Source organism: Corynebacterium jeddahense, assembly GCF_028609865.1.
Classification (GTDB): Bacteria; Actinomycetota; Actinomycetes; order Mycobacteriales; family Mycobacteriaceae; genus Corynebacterium; species Corynebacterium jeddahense.
In genome coordinates, this window is the sequence record NZ_CP063194.1 from 2,125,111 (window position 1) to 2,140,282 (window position 15,172).

At 59.7% G+C, this 15,172-nt stretch carries 12 protein-coding genes and 4 pseudogenes; 8 read left to right on the plus strand and 8 right to left on the minus strand.

Annotated features, from left to right (window positions below; all coding sequences use genetic code 11):
* Window positions 1–395: 395 nt before the first annotated feature.
* The 3 genes and pseudogenes from CJEDD_RS10360 to CJEDD_RS12370 all read left to right on the plus strand — a co-directional run bounded on the left by CJEDD_RS10360 (window position 396) and on the right by CJEDD_RS12370 (window position 3,672).
* Window positions 396–1,635: pseudogene (locus tag CJEDD_RS10360) on the plus strand (IS256 family transposase).
* 690 nt (window positions 1,636–2,325) lie between these two features.
* On the plus strand, window positions 2,326–2,619 hold the full coding sequence (locus CJEDD_RS12365) for an LGFP repeat-containing protein (RefSeq protein WP_420536348.1): 294 nt from the start codon (window positions 2,326–2,328) through the stop codon (window positions 2,617–2,619).
* A gap of 3 nt (window positions 2,620–2,622) precedes the next feature.
* Window positions 2,623–3,672, plus strand: coding sequence for an LGFP repeat-containing protein (locus CJEDD_RS12370; RefSeq protein ID WP_074432535.1), 1,050 nt, complete (start codon window positions 2,623–2,625; stop codon window positions 3,670–3,672).
* 350 nt (window positions 3,673–4,022) lie between these two features.
* Here the strand turns inward: CJEDD_RS12370 and CJEDD_RS12375 are convergent, their stop codons facing one another.
* Entirely contained in the window at window positions 4,023–4,130 is a 108-nt protein-coding gene (locus tag CJEDD_RS12375; protein ID WP_081764545.1) for a helix-turn-helix domain-containing protein, read from the minus strand.
* A 103-nt stretch (window positions 4,131–4,233) separates the two neighbouring features.
* On the opposite strand from CJEDD_RS12375, the gene CJEDD_RS10365 reads away from it, so the two are divergent.
* The 3 genes and pseudogenes from CJEDD_RS10365 to CJEDD_RS12380 all read left to right on the plus strand — a co-directional run.
* Entirely contained in the window at window positions 4,234–4,458 is a 225-nt protein-coding gene (locus CJEDD_RS10365) for a hypothetical protein (RefSeq protein ID WP_273657511.1), read from the plus strand.
* 45 nt (window positions 4,459–4,503) lie between these two features.
* On the plus strand, window positions 4,504–5,808 hold the full coding sequence (locus CJEDD_RS10370; RefSeq protein WP_273657482.1) for an ISL3 family transposase: 1,305 nt from the start codon (window positions 4,504–4,506) through the stop codon (window positions 5,806–5,808).
* Window positions 5,809–5,885: 77 nt separating this feature from the next.
* A pseudogene (locus CJEDD_RS12380) lies at window positions 5,886–6,277 on the plus strand (IS3-like element IS3501 family transposase); the annotation flags it as partial.
* Window positions 6,278–6,363: 86 nt separating this feature from the next.
* On the opposite strand, the gene CJEDD_RS10380 reads toward CJEDD_RS12380, so the two are convergent.
* The 4 genes from CJEDD_RS10380 to istA form a co-directional block, all read right to left on the minus strand.
* Complete coding sequence (locus CJEDD_RS10380; RefSeq protein WP_232297722.1) at window positions 6,364–6,507, minus strand: ATP-binding protein; 144 nt, start codon at window positions 6,505–6,507, stop codon at window positions 6,364–6,366.
* A 181-nt stretch (window positions 6,508–6,688) separates the two neighbouring features.
* Entirely contained in the window at window positions 6,689–7,456 is a 768-nt protein-coding gene (locus tag CJEDD_RS10385; protein WP_042407720.1) for an ATP-binding protein, read from the minus strand.
* A 3-nt stretch (window positions 7,457–7,459) separates the two neighbouring features.
* Window positions 7,460–7,747, minus strand: a complete 288-nt coding sequence (locus CJEDD_RS10390; RefSeq protein WP_232297721.1) for a hypothetical protein — start codon at window positions 7,745–7,747, stop codon at window positions 7,460–7,462.
* A gap of 15 nt (window positions 7,748–7,762) precedes the next feature.
* Complete coding sequence (gene istA, locus CJEDD_RS10395; protein WP_232297720.1) at window positions 7,763–8,971, minus strand: IS21 family transposase; 1,209 nt, start codon at window positions 8,969–8,971, stop codon at window positions 7,763–7,765.
* Window positions 8,972–9,297: 326 nt separating this feature from the next.
* Between istA and CJEDD_RS12385 the strand changes: the two are divergent.
* Window positions 9,298–9,561: pseudogene (locus CJEDD_RS12385) on the plus strand (IS1634 family transposase); the annotation flags it as partial.
* A 43-nt stretch (window positions 9,562–9,604) separates the two neighbouring features.
* Here the strand turns inward: CJEDD_RS12385 and CJEDD_RS10400 are convergent.
* A complete protein-coding gene (locus CJEDD_RS10400; RefSeq protein WP_074432534.1) occupies window positions 9,605–10,660 on the minus strand; it encodes an alpha/beta fold hydrolase in 1,056 nt (351 codons plus the stop codon).
* 265 nt (window positions 10,661–10,925) lie between these two features.
* Here CJEDD_RS10400 and CJEDD_RS10405 point away from each other — a divergent pair.
* A pseudogene (locus tag CJEDD_RS10405) lies at window positions 10,926–11,189 on the plus strand (IS1634 family transposase); the annotation flags it as partial.
* 97 nt (window positions 11,190–11,286) lie between these two features.
* Here the strand turns inward: CJEDD_RS10405 and ptsP are convergent.
* Together ptsP and CJEDD_RS10415 are read right to left on the minus strand one after the other, a co-directional pair.
* Window positions 11,287–12,978, minus strand: coding sequence for a phosphoenolpyruvate--protein phosphotransferase (ptsP, locus tag CJEDD_RS10410; protein WP_042407713.1), 1,692 nt, complete (start codon window positions 12,976–12,978; stop codon window positions 11,287–11,289).
* Window positions 12,971–15,052, minus strand: coding sequence for a glucose PTS transporter subunit IIA (locus CJEDD_RS10415; protein ID WP_042407711.1), 2,082 nt, complete (start codon window positions 15,050–15,052; stop codon window positions 12,971–12,973). Before CJEDD_RS10415 ends, ptsP begins: the two co-directional genes overlap by 8 nt.
* Between the last annotated feature and the right edge of the window lie 120 nt (window positions 15,053–15,172).

Sequence of the window (15,172 nt, forward strand, 5' to 3'; positions counted from 1 at the left end):
GTCTCTTCCCGCGTTTTCTTTCGTTTTCGCGGGAATTCATGATTTCCCCAGTTCAAAAGGGATGTTCACCGGTAGCGAACACCACTTTCCGCCTTTGTTGCCGCTCGGGCTTTACTCCGCATTGCGGACAACTGGGTCCACACCAACTAATTGACCAAACCCGACGAGACCCAAATGCCGATACCCCGACGCCGAGTTGATGACCAATATCCAACCAACTCGGCATCCTGATATCGGCATCTTGTTATCGACATTTGCAGACCACCAAAACCCCGCGGTTGCGTCCCTTAGTGTGGTGTAACGCTTGCTGATGGTGGGCCCTGGGAAATACAGGGGCGGCCACCGTCGGTAACCTTTCGACTCAACTACCACATCTCACCGAAAGGCACATGACGATGACCGCTGCACCGCATTCTATCGACCCTGCAACGTACTTGGATGATCTGCTCGCTCAGGCCTCCCCTGACCTGATGCGGCAGATGCTGCAAGGGTTTATCAACCAGATCCTCTCCGCCCAGGCCGACACCGTCTGCGGCGCCGAATACGGCGTCTCTTCTGAACAGCGGGTCAACCACCGCAACGGGTATCGCCACCGCGACCTCGACACCCGTGTCGGCACGATCGATGTCGCGGTGCCGAAGCTGCGCCACGCACGCGTTCTTCCCGGACTGGCTGCTAGAGCGCCGCTCACGAGCAGAACGCGCACTATCGACTGTGATTGCCACGTGCTACCTCAAGGGGGTCTCCACCCGCAGAATGAACGATCTGGTGGCAACCCTTGGGATTTCTAACCTGTCGAAATCGCAAGTTTCGCGCATGTCGGAAGAACTCGACGAGATGGTCGCCGACTTCAGAAACCGCCCACTCGACCCCGGCGGGCATGCCTACCTGTCGTGCGACGCGCTCACGATCAAAGTCCGCGAAGGCGGCCGGGTGGTCAAATGCTCGGTGCTACTTGCCACCGGGGTCAACGCCGACGGCTACCGGGAAATGCTCGGCATGCATGCCGCCACCGCGGAATCCAACGCATCGTGGAAAGGCTTCTTCCAAGACCTCAAGGCCCGCGGACTTCGCGGTGTATTCCTTATCACCAGTGATGCTCATGAGGGCATCCAGCACGCGATATCCGAAGTGCTGCCCGATGCGTCGTGGCAGCGGTGCCGCACCCACTTCGCGAAGAACCTCTACGAGAAGGTCCCGAAGACACAGTGGCCGATGGTCTCTGCGATGTTCCAGACGATCTTCCAACAACCCGACGCCCAATCCACCTGGGCTCAAGCCCACGAAGTCGTTGACCTGTTGGAGCCGAAGTTCCCGCAGGTTGCGGCGTATCTGGAGGAATCACTCGATGAGGTGCTGGCGTTTACCGCAGCGCCGAAACCGGTCTGGACGAAAGTCTGGTCCAATAACCCCACCGAGCGGTTAAACCGGGAGATCCGCCGGCACACCGATGTCGTGGGCATCTTCCCGAATAGGGAATCGATCATCCGGCTTGTCGGGGCGGTGCTTGCCGAGCAGCACGACGATTGGATCCAACAAAAACGCTACATGTCACTGTCCGCACTCGAACAGACCAAACACCTCATGCACCGCACAGGAGACCACCATGGTGACTACCACCAGCTAACCGCCTAACAAACCCCCAACTTCATACCGAGCCGAAAGCACCAACGGCTACACCACTACACGGGACTTGAACTTTTCGTGCGCAGCGCTCCCCACACCGCCCCCATCGCGAGTAGTGGTGAGAGGGCCACAATACCAGCTGGGGTAATGAGCCATCCACTACCCGCACGGTACGCAAAAATCCCCGCCGCGATCCCCAAGGAGATAGTGATCATGTAGTACGGCAACGTCCCGTCCGGGAAGATGGAAGGAAAGAGATAAGGGAAGGCGATCGCTAAGAGCGAGACAAAACCCGAGACCCACACAGTCAGTGAAACCTGCTGGCGGTTACTGCTCTTGGGATCGCCCTTTTATTTCGTCCTTACTTCGAGTTAGTTGGCGGGATTGTAAGTCGCAGAGCTGCATGCGCGATAGAGATTCATCTGCCCCAATATCGGATGTTCGAAAGTCCTACAAAGGCTAAGGCGATAAGTTACTCTCACGAGAAAGACGATTTCCCCCCGCTAAGTAAAGGCAAAATTGAAGTATAGTAATCGAATTCTCTCTTCGGCCACCGCATTTCTTATCGCGTGCAGTTTAGGTACGGCCACAGCTACCGCCGATGTCTTTCATAGGTATTGGATCGGAGGCCGAATTGAAGAAACGTATCAGCGCCTCGGCGGCTGGCCCACATTTGGGGATGCCTTGACCCCCGAAAGTGTGGCGGCGCGGAATGGCCGTTTTCAGGTTTTCGCTCGCGGGTCCTCTATTTATTGGCACCCGAACGTCGATGGCGGAACCGCCCACCAAGTTGGAGGGGCAATCAGGGACAAATGGGCGGAGCTGGGGTGGGAACGGGAGTATCTCGGTTATCCCGCCACAGATGAACTTCCCACTCGGCAGCCAGGAGGGCGATTCAATCACTTCCAAGGAGGCTCGATCTATTGGAGCCCGTCCACCGGCGCGCATAATGTCCAAGGCGAGATTAAAAAGCAATGGGGTTTGAGCGACTGAGAAATGGGCCCACTTGGCTTTCCTACGACTGACGAGATCAACACTCCTGGCGGAGAAGGGAAGTTCAATCACTTCCAAGGAGGCTCGATCTATTGGAGCCCGTCCACCGGTGCGCATAAAGTGCTAGGTGGAATTAGAAACTATTGGGGTAAGAACGGGTGGGAAAAGAGTAGATTCGGTTTTCCCGTATCCGAGGAACGACGTTTGAACGACGGCGCAGTTCAACAAGAATTCCAAGGCCATGCCCTTCAATGGGTTCCTTTTAAGCCCGCATCCCTACCAACCTACGACTCCGCATATGGTAGCTATAACCAGTTTTACGATATTTTCAATATCAGTGAGCAGTGGACCCCGCAGGCCCTAAATCGAGAGTTGACCACCCACTTTAATCAGTACTTCACTTTCACGGGCTGCCCCGACACTCTCCGCGTAGGAGATACTTGCAATCTTGAGACGGCAGTAGGACTGGATGACCCAGTACGAGTAGAGGCCATCTCTCCAGATGGTTTCACCCTTAAATCCCTGGAGGGACACCCCGAAGGTGCCGGCCGGTTGATCAACTTTAGATTTGTCCCGACTACCGTCACAGGGATCACTACCATCAGATTGAATGTGCAAGCATGGGGGCCCGTTTCAAATGGATCTCTCTTAGGTCCATTGAACACTCAGACTGTCGCTCGGTATTCATGGTCCCGACTGGCAGACAATCTGCGGAAGCGAACCTCGACTGCATCAGCCACTTACATCACCGCAGATAAGAACACTCCCTCCGTTAGAACGTTTAGTGTCCGCAATTCGGACGCCGCATCTGCCCTTGCGGATGCTGAAGTGGTTGACACGACAAACTACCAGTTGAGCGAAAGTATGGATCTCGTCCCGCTTTTCCCGGCAGGAACATCCTCGGAGGAAATTGAAGCGGCACTGAAGGGTGGTAGCATGCCCACTTCACTTCCAGCAATCCGAGAAGGAGAGTCCCCCACACCAAGCGACACCACGACCGATAGTCAGCCGAATCCCAGTCAGGCAACACAGGGAACCGAGGCTCCAGAATGAGATCAAGCGCAACGGATGTCGTGGCCACCCCCTAAAAGAATTCAGAGAGAAACATGATCTATGTGGTTTTGGGTGCTGTAGTCGCGCTATTCATCTCCTTATGCATCATGGCAATGGGGTACCTAGTCCACCTTTCAGCTAAGCGGAAGGTGCTTTCTCCATACCGTTTCTTAGTCGTGATGGTTTTACTAGCACCCGTTTTTCTGATCTACGACATACTCAGCGATGAGATGTGTAGCGGCCTTTTCAATTATGCGGTCAGCGGTTACCTAATTACCGCAGTCATCATAAGTTTTCTGTGGCGCAGTATTGCGGATGGCCCCAGCGAAGCGCGGGAGTAGGAGCGGTCGTTAGGAGAAGGTGTTTATCCTGCGCTTCCCGCGAGGTATTTTATACAAGGTGGTCCGCCTGATCCCGAGCCGACGGGCCGCCTCTGCCTTGGGCACGCCATCGGCCACCCACCCTCGGGCCTAAGCGACCAACCGCGTCCCTTATCTGGCTTGGGCGAGGTTGAAGCGTCCTGGGTTTGGTTCCGATCGATTCTAGAGAAGGATTGGGATCATGCCAAGGAAGTTCAGTGATGAGTTCAAGGCCAAGGCGGTGCGTCTGGCTGAGGAACTTGTTGAGCTCGAAGGGTGCTCGAAGTGGGGTGCGGCGGTTGAGATCGGTGACAAGCTCGGCGCCTCCGCGCACACGCTTAATAGGCTCTTCGTGTTTGGGAGTGCGTGGGTCGTTTTTCGGGGTGCTTGGGTGTGGCACAAGATGTGGGGGTCCTTGCTGGGTTAAGGATTTAGGTGTTCAAGCCAATCCGAACTCAACAAGGACCCTGTAATGCAGCCTAGTTCCAACATTGTCGCCGATACCATTTGCCGCACCGCGGAGCTTGGGTTGGCGATTACGAATGCCGCCCACAACGACACGCTCACCGTCATCGACTGTGAAGCGCTCGACCCGATCAACTCCTGCCCATCGTGTGGACAGCCAGGTGTGCTGCGTGACCACGTCTGCCGGGAGTTGGTGGATCTTCCTGTTGTCGGGTTTCCCACCCGGTTACGGGTGCGTCTGCCGCGCTTTCGGTGTGTGAACCGCCTCTGTTCGCAGAAGATCTTCCGGGCTGGCCTGGCATGTGCTGACGATCGCTCGAAGGTCACGCATCGGGTGGTGCGCTGGATCTTGCAGCGTTTAGCGATTGACCGGATGAGTATCGCCGCCACCGCCAAAGCACTCGGGATCAGCTGGCAGCTGACATGCGATCTCGCATTGTCCATGGCCAGGGAACTCGTCGCCGACCCCGACCACTTGGCCGGGGTGCGCATTATCGGGGTTGATGAGCACAAATGGGCCCACGATCGACGTGCGGCCGGCGGCGGGTTCGTCACCGTGATCGTGGATATGACCCGCCACCACACAGGCCAACCAGCGAGGTTGCTCGATGTCATTCCGGGAAGAAGCGCGAACGTGCTCACATGCTGGATCAACCAACAGCCGAAAGCATTTCGCGACGAGGTGGAAGTGGTCACCATGGATGGGTTCCAGGGCTACGCCACCGCAGCTGACGAGGCGCTTCCTCACGCAACCCGGGTGATGGACCCGTTTCACGTGGTGCGTCTTGCCGGCGACAAAGTCACCGCGTGCCGTCAGAGGCTGCAGCGTGAAACCTACGGCAGGCGCGGCAGGACCAACGACCCGTTATATAAAAACCGTCGCACCATGCTCACCCGCACCGGTCTGCTTAATGGCGAGCAGCAGCACCGCTTGGATGTGTTGTTCAACTACGACGATGACTACGCGGTGCTGCAAGAGACATGGCTGGTGTACCAGGAGATCATCGACTGCTACGAAGACCCCAACAAGCGCCGTGCGAAAACGAAGATGCGCAGGCTGATCAACCGGCTCCGCGGGCTTCGTCAGGCCGGGCTTCAAGAGCTGACCCAACTCGGGCGAAGCCTGCACAAACGCCGCACCGACATCCTCGCGTTCTTCGATATCGGCGCCTCCAACGGGCCGGTCGAAGCCATCAACGGCCGTCTCGAACACCTCCGCGGCATCGCGCTAGGGTTCCGCAACATCAACCACTACATCTTGCGTTGCCTGATTCACTCCGGCGGCCTCCAACCCAAGATCAACGCACTCTAAAACACGAAGAGCCGCTTAATAATTGGTTGAAGCCTTCAGGGCCGTCACACGGCGTCGAGGTCAGCTCCGGCGAGTTAGTGGACGATGAACTGAAGCGTCTGCGGCGAGAGACGAAAGAGCTGCGCAGGGCGAACGAGATTCTAAAGACCGCGTCGGCTTTTTTGCAGCGGAACTCGACCGTCCCACCAGAAGATGATCGAATACATCGATACGTATCGCGATCGCTTCGGGGTCGAGGCCATCTGTCGCGCCTTGAGGCAGACAGAGTGTGAGTTTATCACTTCTCGGGGCTATCGGGCAGCGAAAACACGAGCCCCCGTCAGCTAGGAGCCTTACGGATGCGATGCTCATCCCCGAACTCGCGAAGGTCTACGAGGACAACTTCAGCGTCTACAGGGTGCGCAAGATGTGGAAGGCCATGCAGCGCGCTGGCTGGGACATCGGTCGTGATAAGACCGCCCGGTTTGTTTAGACCACGTAAATGGTAGCGGTGTGGTGGCTTTCCGGTAGCGCCCGCGTGGGTTTGTGGTAACGGTGCCCCCGCGGGATGTTGATCTATTGGCTGGGGGTCAGTCGCAAGGTTTCTCCTTCGATGGTGATAATTTCGGCGCCGGCGACGAGGCGGTTGAGGATGGATTCGGCGATGACGGCATTCGGGATGGACTTGTACCACTCGTCCGGGGTGAACTGCGATGTCACGATGGCTGCTCCGCAGCCTTCACGCTCAGTAATCCGTCAACGGCGGACTCCTGCCGGTAATCGACCGCACCCTTTTGATGCGGCCACCAGAAAGCGTCATGCAACACCGACCAACGCGCTACCGGAAACCCACTGAAGCGCTACCGGAAAGTCACCCGGGCGTTTTAGGGTTTCGGTGGGGTTATTGGGTCAGTCGCATGTTGGTGCCTTCGAGTGTGATGATTTCGGCGCCGGCGACGAGTCGGTTGAGGATGGATTCGGCGATGACGGCGTCGGGGATGGATTTGTACCACTCGTCGGGTGTGAACTGGGATGTCACGATGGTCGATCCGCGGGGTTCGCGTTCTGCGAGGATATTGAGCAGTTGGTGTGCGGTAGCGGCATCGATTGGGGTGGTGAGGAAGTCGTCGAGGACTAACACGTCTGTGTTGTGGAGGTCTTCGAGGAATGTAATGCGGGCTGGGTCGTCGTGTTTGAGCACGGCGAGGTGGTTGGCGAGTGTGTCGGTGCGGAAGAAGCGTGCGGAGTAGTCGTTTCTGCACGCCGCTGTGAGTAGTGCTTGGGCGAGGTAGGTTTTGCCGACGGAGGATTTGCCCAGGATGACGATGTTTTGCGCGCTTTGGCACCATTGGCAGTGAGCGAGTCGGGTGATTTGCTCTTTGTTGATGGTGCGGCCGGGCGTGTAGGTGATGTCTTCGATGCAAGCATCGGGATTTGGCGATCGGGATGCTTTGAGCAGTTTGTTGACTCGCCTCTCACGCTTGGCCGCTACCTCTTTATCGAGTGCGTAGAGGACTTTGCCGGAAAAGCTCCAATCGTCGAATGCGGGATCGGCGGCGATGTCGATGACGCTTTGTCCGAAGGCGGTCATGCGTAGATCGGTAAAGATCGGCAGGACTGATTCGTCGAGGAAGCGGGCGGATGCTGATGCTGGCTGTGGGTGGTCCATGGGTTATGCAGATCCTTTCTTGGTGAGGTTTTCGAGGCTGAACTGAGCAGCACCACCGAGGTAGGCGCCGCGAGTGTCACGCGCTGTCGGGGCAGGCGCACCGTCAGCTGGTCTGCCGGTTAGTTGATCGGTTGGCAGGTCAGTGCCGGTGGGTCGTGTGGAGGTGTCTTTGCGCACGGCGGCCATCATGTTTTTCACCGCGGTATACGACACGGCACGCCTGGCGCCGTCGGTGGACACCAGACGCCGGCAGGCTTCTTCGAGGATTGGCTTGTTGGCGTGTTTGCCCATGTTGAGCACGTTGCGTCACGCTTGGTACGCCTGGGCAGGGATCGCTTTGGCTTCGATGAGCTCGGCAATCACCTGGCGGGTGGCCGGCCCGATTTTGGCGGCTTCGCGCAGGAAGAACTCGCTTGTCCACAACCCACGGGTATCACCCATGTTCGCCGGGATGTGGTCGGTGTCGGTGACGTACACCCCGCGGGCACGTGCGAGTTGGTGGGTGGCCACACGCTGCCCGGCGTCGAAGACGGCGAGGCTGTCACCGGTGATACGCACATCCACGGTGCGGCCCACCAGCTGGTGCGGTACCGAGTAATGCGCGTTGTGCACTCTGATGTGGAAATTGGGCGCGACTTTGGCGCGTTTCCATTCGGTGCGCTGCCACGGTGTTGCAGGCAGCGCGGTAAGCACGTCGCGTTCGAACTGATCAAACAATGCGCGCCTGCTTGTCGCATTGCCGCGAAACGGCGTGGCAGCGTTAATCCCATCGACCAGATCGGTGATTTTCGCGTTGAGCTCGTCTATCCCGACGCACTGGTGGCCGTCGAGTGCGTGGATGACGTTTTGGGTGACGATCTTGACTGCGGCTTCGACGCTGGCCTTGTCTTTGGGCCGTTTCGCCCGAGCCGGCAACGCAGCGGTGTTGTAATGCTCTAAAAACTCCTCGTAGGTGGAGTTGACCCGGCGATTTTTATCCGCGGCACTAATCGCGTTCGAGGCTGTCGAGGCGTTATCCGGCACAATAACCTCGGCGACCCCGCCGAAGTACTCGAACGCGCGGATATGAGCTGCAAGCCACGCGTCCTGGCGCTCATCCACGCACGCGCAGGCGAACACCATCCCTGAATACGGCAGCGAGGCGACAAAGATGCTGACCTTCGTCCCTTGCCCGCCGGTGGGATCACACAGCCGCATCTTCGTGCCTGCCCAGTCCACCTGCATCGTATGGCCCGGGGCGTGGGTGATCCTGGCGGTCAGCCCGGCTGCATCAACGTGTTGGGCCACAAGTTGGCGAAACCGCTCGTAGCTGTAATACCGCTGGCCTGTGCCCGCAGGCTGTGCGGTGTAGCGGCCCCACAGCACCTGCAGGGTCACCTTGTTACGCCCGGTGCGCGCCTTGGCAACTGCGTCGAAATCGATCGGGACGAAATCGCCCTGAGCATGGCTGCGCCCGTCGACAGTCGACGAACCAGTCCGCCAGCTCATGATCTGCAACCCCGCGAAGTTGCTCACGCGTTGTGATGTGGTGTTCCACCAGCGCATCGCGGGCTTTTTGCACGGTGGTGTGCGAGCACCGCTCATTTGAACAGATTTGGCGGACAGACCAGCCTTTCAGCACTCGATCCATTACCGCCCGGTAGTCGGTCACAATCAGACTCCTCTGGTAACGCCGCGTGCCCTGAAGTCACGCGGTCACCAGAATCCTCCCCCGGACCGTTACTGGATGCTCACCAATGCGTTACTCGATACTCACCACGGTGTTACTAGATACGACCGCGCAACAGACTGCTTCTGGGGCTACAGCTGTCCAGGTAGTCACGAGCGAACACGCGGGCAATCGGATGTCGAAATCCGATCTCAAGGCGCGACCAATTTATGCCCGAACCGAGGGCTTGATTAATGCGCACCTCAATATCGTCATGGCAACACTCGCAGTAAGTCGAATGATGGAATCAGCAACCGGACGAAGCATTAAACGACTCGTGCGAACTTTCAAAAAGTATCGCAGTTTTGAACTCAGAGTCGAAGACACAACAATCCACGCGGCCACGCCACTACCAGCCGAAGTGCAAAACCTCGTCCACGCCATCACCGAACCCTGACTTCCGCACTAAAATGATCCAACTCAGGAGAAGCGCACGCGGATTAACCTACGCCGGCCAGCAGAATTCCTACGAACTCCTTGCGCTTTTCTACATGGAAGTTGTGGCCCGAGTCAGCCTCGACTTTAACGGCACCGGCGGGAAGAGAATCCATGGCCCTGGCGGCGTCCTCATCACTGGCCGCAGCTTGAAGGACTTCCCCGTCGTATCGCGCTTGACAATGAATATAGGTAACTGGCGCTTGAATCGCCGCAAGTGTTGCTTCTTGATCAAACCCTTCGTTCCAGAGACCCGTAAAGAAGGCATCACCAAACGCTGGGTCATAATCCATGATGTACACCTGTGCCTCATTCATCTCGGGAGGCATGGTCCACAGAGCTATCGGGGCGCCCGGATGCCGACAGTGATATGCGAGTCCATCACCGATGAACCCCTGAGCAGAGTCCCCAAAGTATTGCCACATTTTTTGGCTGCGCCACTGATAAGCCTGCCAGTCGGTCTCTCCTGAAGACAAGAACTCATGAGCGCTGACAGCTAGGTCCTGATAATTCCACGTATTGCGCGCCTCAGGCAGCTCTGTGGCAAATAGCGGCGGATCTTCTAACACCAGGAAGCTAACCAGTTCTGGATGACGCGCAGCAATCAACGCGGCCAATTGACCCCCAGACGAATGCCCACTTAATACGACGGGTTGGCCAATTGTCTCTATATAACGAGATAGGACGTCTGCGACCTCCACCGCTCGATAAGATTCAAGGCGATCAGACTTGCCATGCCCTGGAACGTCGATGGCATACACTTGGCGATCCTTGCTGAGGTCACGTAAAGCGTAACCGTACTGGCGCCATCCGCTCGCTTGACCATGGATAAGGACAATAGGGGAACCGTCCCTTGGCTCGCTTACCCCTACATTGAGCTTCACATGATCCACGCTCACCCGGTGCTCTTGATAGCCAGCCTTTTCCAGGGATCTCACAAGACGCGAGTGATACGTGGTTGTGTACCATGCCCAACCGCCAGCACCGGCTGCCGCAAGTGCAACGATTGCCGTCACGATAAGTCCCGCCACCTTCAGGACCCTTTTCCCGACCAGGGCCATGAGCTATCACCTTACCAATAAATTTGTATTATAATACCAATACACTTGCATTATAACCTGACTTGGCTCACTATGGTGTGACCGACTTAACTCTTGACGCGTAGACCTGCTGGTTTGGTGTTGGGGTTGGGTATTTTTCCGCACTAAGGGGTGGGGTGGGGGGCGGACGGTAGTGTGATCTTTTGTGAGCCCGTCTATCCGTACTGTGACGACTGCTTCTGGGGCTACAGCTGTCCAGGTAGTCACGAACGAACACGCGGGCAATCGGATGTCGAAATCCGATCTCAAGGCGCGACCAATTTATGCCCGAACCGAGGGCTCGATTAATGCGCACCTCAATATCGTCATGGCAACACTCGCAGTAAGTCGAATGATGGAATCAGCAACCGGACGAAGCATTAAACGACTCGTGCGAACTTTCAAAAAGTATCGCAGTTTTGAACTCAGAGTCGAAGACACAACAATCCACGCGGCCACGCCACTACCAGCCGAAGTGCAAAACCTCATCCACGCCATCACCGAACCCTGACTTCCGCACTAAAATGATCCAACTCAGGTTTGAGTGAAAAACGAACCGCACGGTTCGGATTCCATTTGCATGCCGAGTGGTGGGCCACAAACCAGCCCTACAGCAGATCTCGCAGCACCGGGTCCGCGATGGCCAGCACGGCCTCGCGGGCGTCGCGGGCAGTTCGCGCATCGACGGCGTAGTTGGCCATCTGGCGGCAGGTGTCGAAATCGTGCATGCGTAGGGCGGCGCGGACAGCGCGGACCTTGCCCGGCGCCATGGACAGGGACTTCACACCCAGGCCGACGAGCACGAGAGCCATGAGCGGATCGCCGCCCGCCTCGCCGCACACGCCAATGGGTTTGCCGGTGGCTTCGCCTCCGCGGCAGGTCTCGCGGATCATCGCCAGCAGGGCGGGTTGCCAGGGGGACAGCAGTTCGGCGAGCTCGCCCTGCATGCGGTCGGCGGCCATCGTGTACTGGGAGAGGTCGTTGGTGCCGATGGAGGCGAAGTCGACCTCCTCCAGCACGTGGGCGGAGCGGATCGCGGCGGCGGGGGTTTCCACCATCACGCCAACCTTGGGCAGGCCGGTGGCGCGGGCGCGGGCGGCGAACCAGCGGGCTTCCTCCACGGTGGCAACCATGGGCGCCATGACCCACAGCTCGGATTCGGGCACCGCGCGGTGCGCCTGCGCCAACGCCTCAAGCTGCGTATCCAGCAGGTCCTCCCTGGCTTGCGAAAGGCGCAGGCCGCGGCGTCCGAGTGCGGGGTTCTCCTCTTCCCCCAGGTCAGCGAAGGAGAGCGGCTTGTCTGCACCCGCGTCGAGGGTGCGCACAACGACACGTCGCTCGCCGAAGGCGCGAAGCACCGCGGTGTAGGTCTCCGTCTGCTCCTCGAGCGACGGCGCGGAATCGCGGTCGAGGAAGAGGAATTCGGAGCGGAAGAGGCCGGAGCCTTCCAGGTCATACTTCGCCGCCTTCTCCGCGTCTTCCGCAGTACCGATGTTGGCCAGCAGTTTCACCCGGGAGCCGTCGCGCGTCGCCCCCTCGCCGGAGGACCCGGCTAGAGCCGCGGCGCGGCGGCGGGAACGCTCCGCGAGCTCGGTCGCGTCGGAGTCGGTGGGGGCAACGATCACTTCGCCGACGCCGCCGTCGAGGGCGACCACGGGGCCGTCGATAATCGCTTCGGCAATGCCCTTGACCTGCACTGCGGCGGGGATGCCCAGCTGCGCCGCGAGGATCGCGGTGTGCGACGTCGCGCCGCCGGCTTCGGTGATAATGCCCAGGACCTGCTCCGGGTCGAGCGTCGCGGTCTCGGCGGGAGCGAGGTCCTCGGCCACCAGGATGGACGGCTGCGACAGCGCGGGCACGCCGGGTTCGGGCAGGCCGCGGACGCGGGCGGTGGCGCGGTCGCGGATGTCGTAGAGGTCGGTGACGCGCTCGGCCATGTAGCCGCCGAGTTTGCGCAGCTTGCCCGCGTACACCTCGACGGCGTCGTGGATAGCTTTGGTCACGCCCGCGCCCTTCTTCAGCTCCTTGTCAATGCCGCGGATGAGCCCCTTATCTGTGGCCAAGACGGCCGTCGCCTCCAACACGGCCTTCGACGACTCGGAGTTCGCGCGCTCTGCGCGCTCTCTGAGCGACGCAGCGACGCCCTCGAGCACCTCGCGCACGCGCTCGCCGTCGGCTGCAGGGTCGACGGAGGCAGCCTCGTGCTCATCAATGCCGACAGCTTGCGTGACGACGGCCACAGGTCCCGACGCCGTCCCCGCCGACACTCCAATTCCGTGCAAAACGCGACGGTCAGTCATCCTTCTGCTCCTTCGTTGCTTCCATGATCGGGTCGCCGGGGCCGACGGACCCCTGCGCAACATCGGTGACCGATGCGAGTTTCTTCGAGTTGACCACGGACGTGATCACGGTGGTGTCGACGCCAGCTGCGTCGATGGAGGCGAAGTCCACCTCCGCGAGCGGCTCGCCCGCCTGCACCATTTGCTTCTTCTCGACGAGCGGCGTGAACCCCTCACCGCCCAACTTCACCGTGTCGATGCCAATGTGCACCAGCAGTTCCACGCCCCCGTCAGTCTTGATGCCGTACGCGTGGTTGGTCTTGGCCACCGAGATGACCTTGCCGGATGCCGGCGCGACCACGGTGGCGGTTGCATTCGCCGGCTTCACGCCCACAGCTTGGCCGAGCGCACCGGAGGCGAAAGCTGCATCTGCGAGCGCTTCCATCGCGACCACCTCGCCAGCGATGGGGGCAAGCACCTCAGTCTTGGTAGCGGTGGCCACCGCCGTTGCGGTTGCAGCGGCGGTTGCAGTGGGAGCAGCCGGAGCGGCCGCAACCGGCTCAACAGACTCAGCCGCTACCGGAGCACCCTCCTCCTCGCGCGCGGCGGCCGCCCGGGCGAGCGCCTCCGCCTTCTCCTCCGGCGTGCGGTAGTCGGTGATGAAGATGATGAGGAAGGAGGTGACAAACGCCACCGTGATGGCGACGATGTAGACCCACATCGGGTCGAACACGAAGATTGTCGGGATGGAGGTGAACACGAACGCGTCCGTCTTCACGCCACCGAACGGGGTGCCCAGGATCGCGATGGTGAGGCCGCCAGCGAAGCAGCCGACGAGCATGCGCGGGTAGATCTTCTTGTAGCGCAGGTGGATGCCGTAGAGGCTCGGCTCCGAGATGCCGCCGAGCAGACCCGCGGCGAGCGCGGAGCCAGAGGTCTGACGCATGAGCGGGTCGTGGTCACGCACGGAGATGGCCAGCACCGCGGCGGTGGCGCCGAAGCAGGCGAAGTTCCACGCGCCCATCGGGCCCTGGATGAAGTCGTAGCCGAGGGTGTTGATGTTCACCAGCATGAGCGCGTTGAGCGGCCAGTGCAGGCCGAGCGGCACGAGGAACGGGTAGAGCATCGGGATGAGCAGCGCGAAGATGAACGGCGCGTTGTCGTTCATCCACGCGAGGCCGGAGCCGATCCAGGCGCCGAGCAGGTAGCCGAACGGGCCGATGAGGAAGGCCGTCAGCGGGATCATCACGAGCAGGGTGAGGAAGGGCACGAACACCATGTGCACCGAGGACGGGATGAGTTTCTGGAAGCCCTTGTACACCAGCGCGGTAATGGCGGCCATGATGAGCGGGACGAAGACGTTCCCGCCGTAGTCGTTGAGCACCATCGGCAGGCCAAACACGTCGATGATGTTCGTCTGCGTGCCCAGCACCGAGTTGTCGATGACGCGCACGTCTGGGTGCGTGGCCAGCCCGAGGAATTCGGGGGTGAACAGCGCCAGCATGATCGAGGCGGGCACCCACGGGTCGATGTCGAGCTTCTTGCCCGCGTTGTAGGCCACCGCCACCGGCAGGAAGTAGAACACCGAGCGCCACATGGCGTCAACGAACTGCCAGCCCGGCGACTTCACGTCAGCGCGGAAGTCGACGATGTTGAACGCGTCGAGCACCGCGGTGAACGCGATGATGAGCGACGCGCCGAGCAGCACGCCGAGGATCGGGCGGAACGAGTCCGAGAGGTACTCGAAGAACGCGTCGAGCCAGGGCATCTTGCCCTTCGTCTTGTCGCGCTGCTGCTTCTTCAGCTCCTCGTTAGACACGCTGCGATCCGCCATCTCGGGCAGCTTGTTGATGGCGTTGTACACCGTGGCCACGTCGCCGCCGACGATGACCTGGTAGTGGTTGCCGCCCTGCGGGACGGCGCCCATCACCTTGGGGTTCGCCTCGAGGCGTTCCTTGTCCGCGAGGGAGGCGTCGTTAAGCTCGAAGCGCAAGCGCGTGGCGCAGTGCGTCATCGAGGCGATGTTGCCGGGCCCTCCGACCCCGGCGAGGATGTCGGCGGCCTGGTCCTGCAGGCTCGCCTTGGTGGTTGACATTCCGGTGCTCCTTCCAACCGCAGTGCATTCGCCTCGAACTGTAGTTGGTTATAACCACCGGACACAATTCTCACCTGCGCATATCCCCCCGCTAGCTCTCAGCGCGCATCGGCGTCACCC

Bases quoted from the DNA above. Each gene is read 5' to 3' on its own strand.
- CJEDD_RS10370 (WP_273657482.1), top strand. From the start codon at position 4,504: ATGCAGCCTAGTTCCAACATTGTCGCCGATACCATTTGCCGCACCGCG.
- CJEDD_RS10390 (WP_232297721.1), bottom strand. From the start codon at position 7,747: ATGGGCAAACACGCCAACAAGCCAATCCTCGAAGAAGCCTGCCGGCGT.
- CJEDD_RS10400 (WP_074432534.1), bottom strand. From the start codon at position 10,660: ATGGCCCTGGTCGGGAAAAGGGTCCTGAAGGTGGCGGGACTTATCGTG.
- CJEDD_RS10365 (WP_273657511.1), top strand. From the start codon at position 4,234: ATGCCAAGGAAGTTCAGTGATGAGTTCAAGGCCAAGGCGGTGCGTCTG.
- CJEDD_RS10415 (WP_042407711.1), bottom strand. From the start codon at position 15,052: ATGTCAACCACCAAGGCGAGCCTGCAGGACCAGGCCGCCGACATCCTC.
- CJEDD_RS12370 (WP_074432535.1), top strand. From the start codon at position 2,623: ATGGGCCCACTTGGCTTTCCTACGACTGACGAGATCAACACTCCTGGC.
- CJEDD_RS10385 (WP_042407720.1), bottom strand. From the start codon at position 7,456: ATGGACCACCCACAGCCAGCATCAGCATCCGCCCGCTTCCTCGACGAA.
- ptsP (WP_042407713.1), bottom strand. From the start codon at position 12,978: ATGACTGACCGTCGCGTTTTGCACGGAATTGGAGTGTCGGCGGGGACG.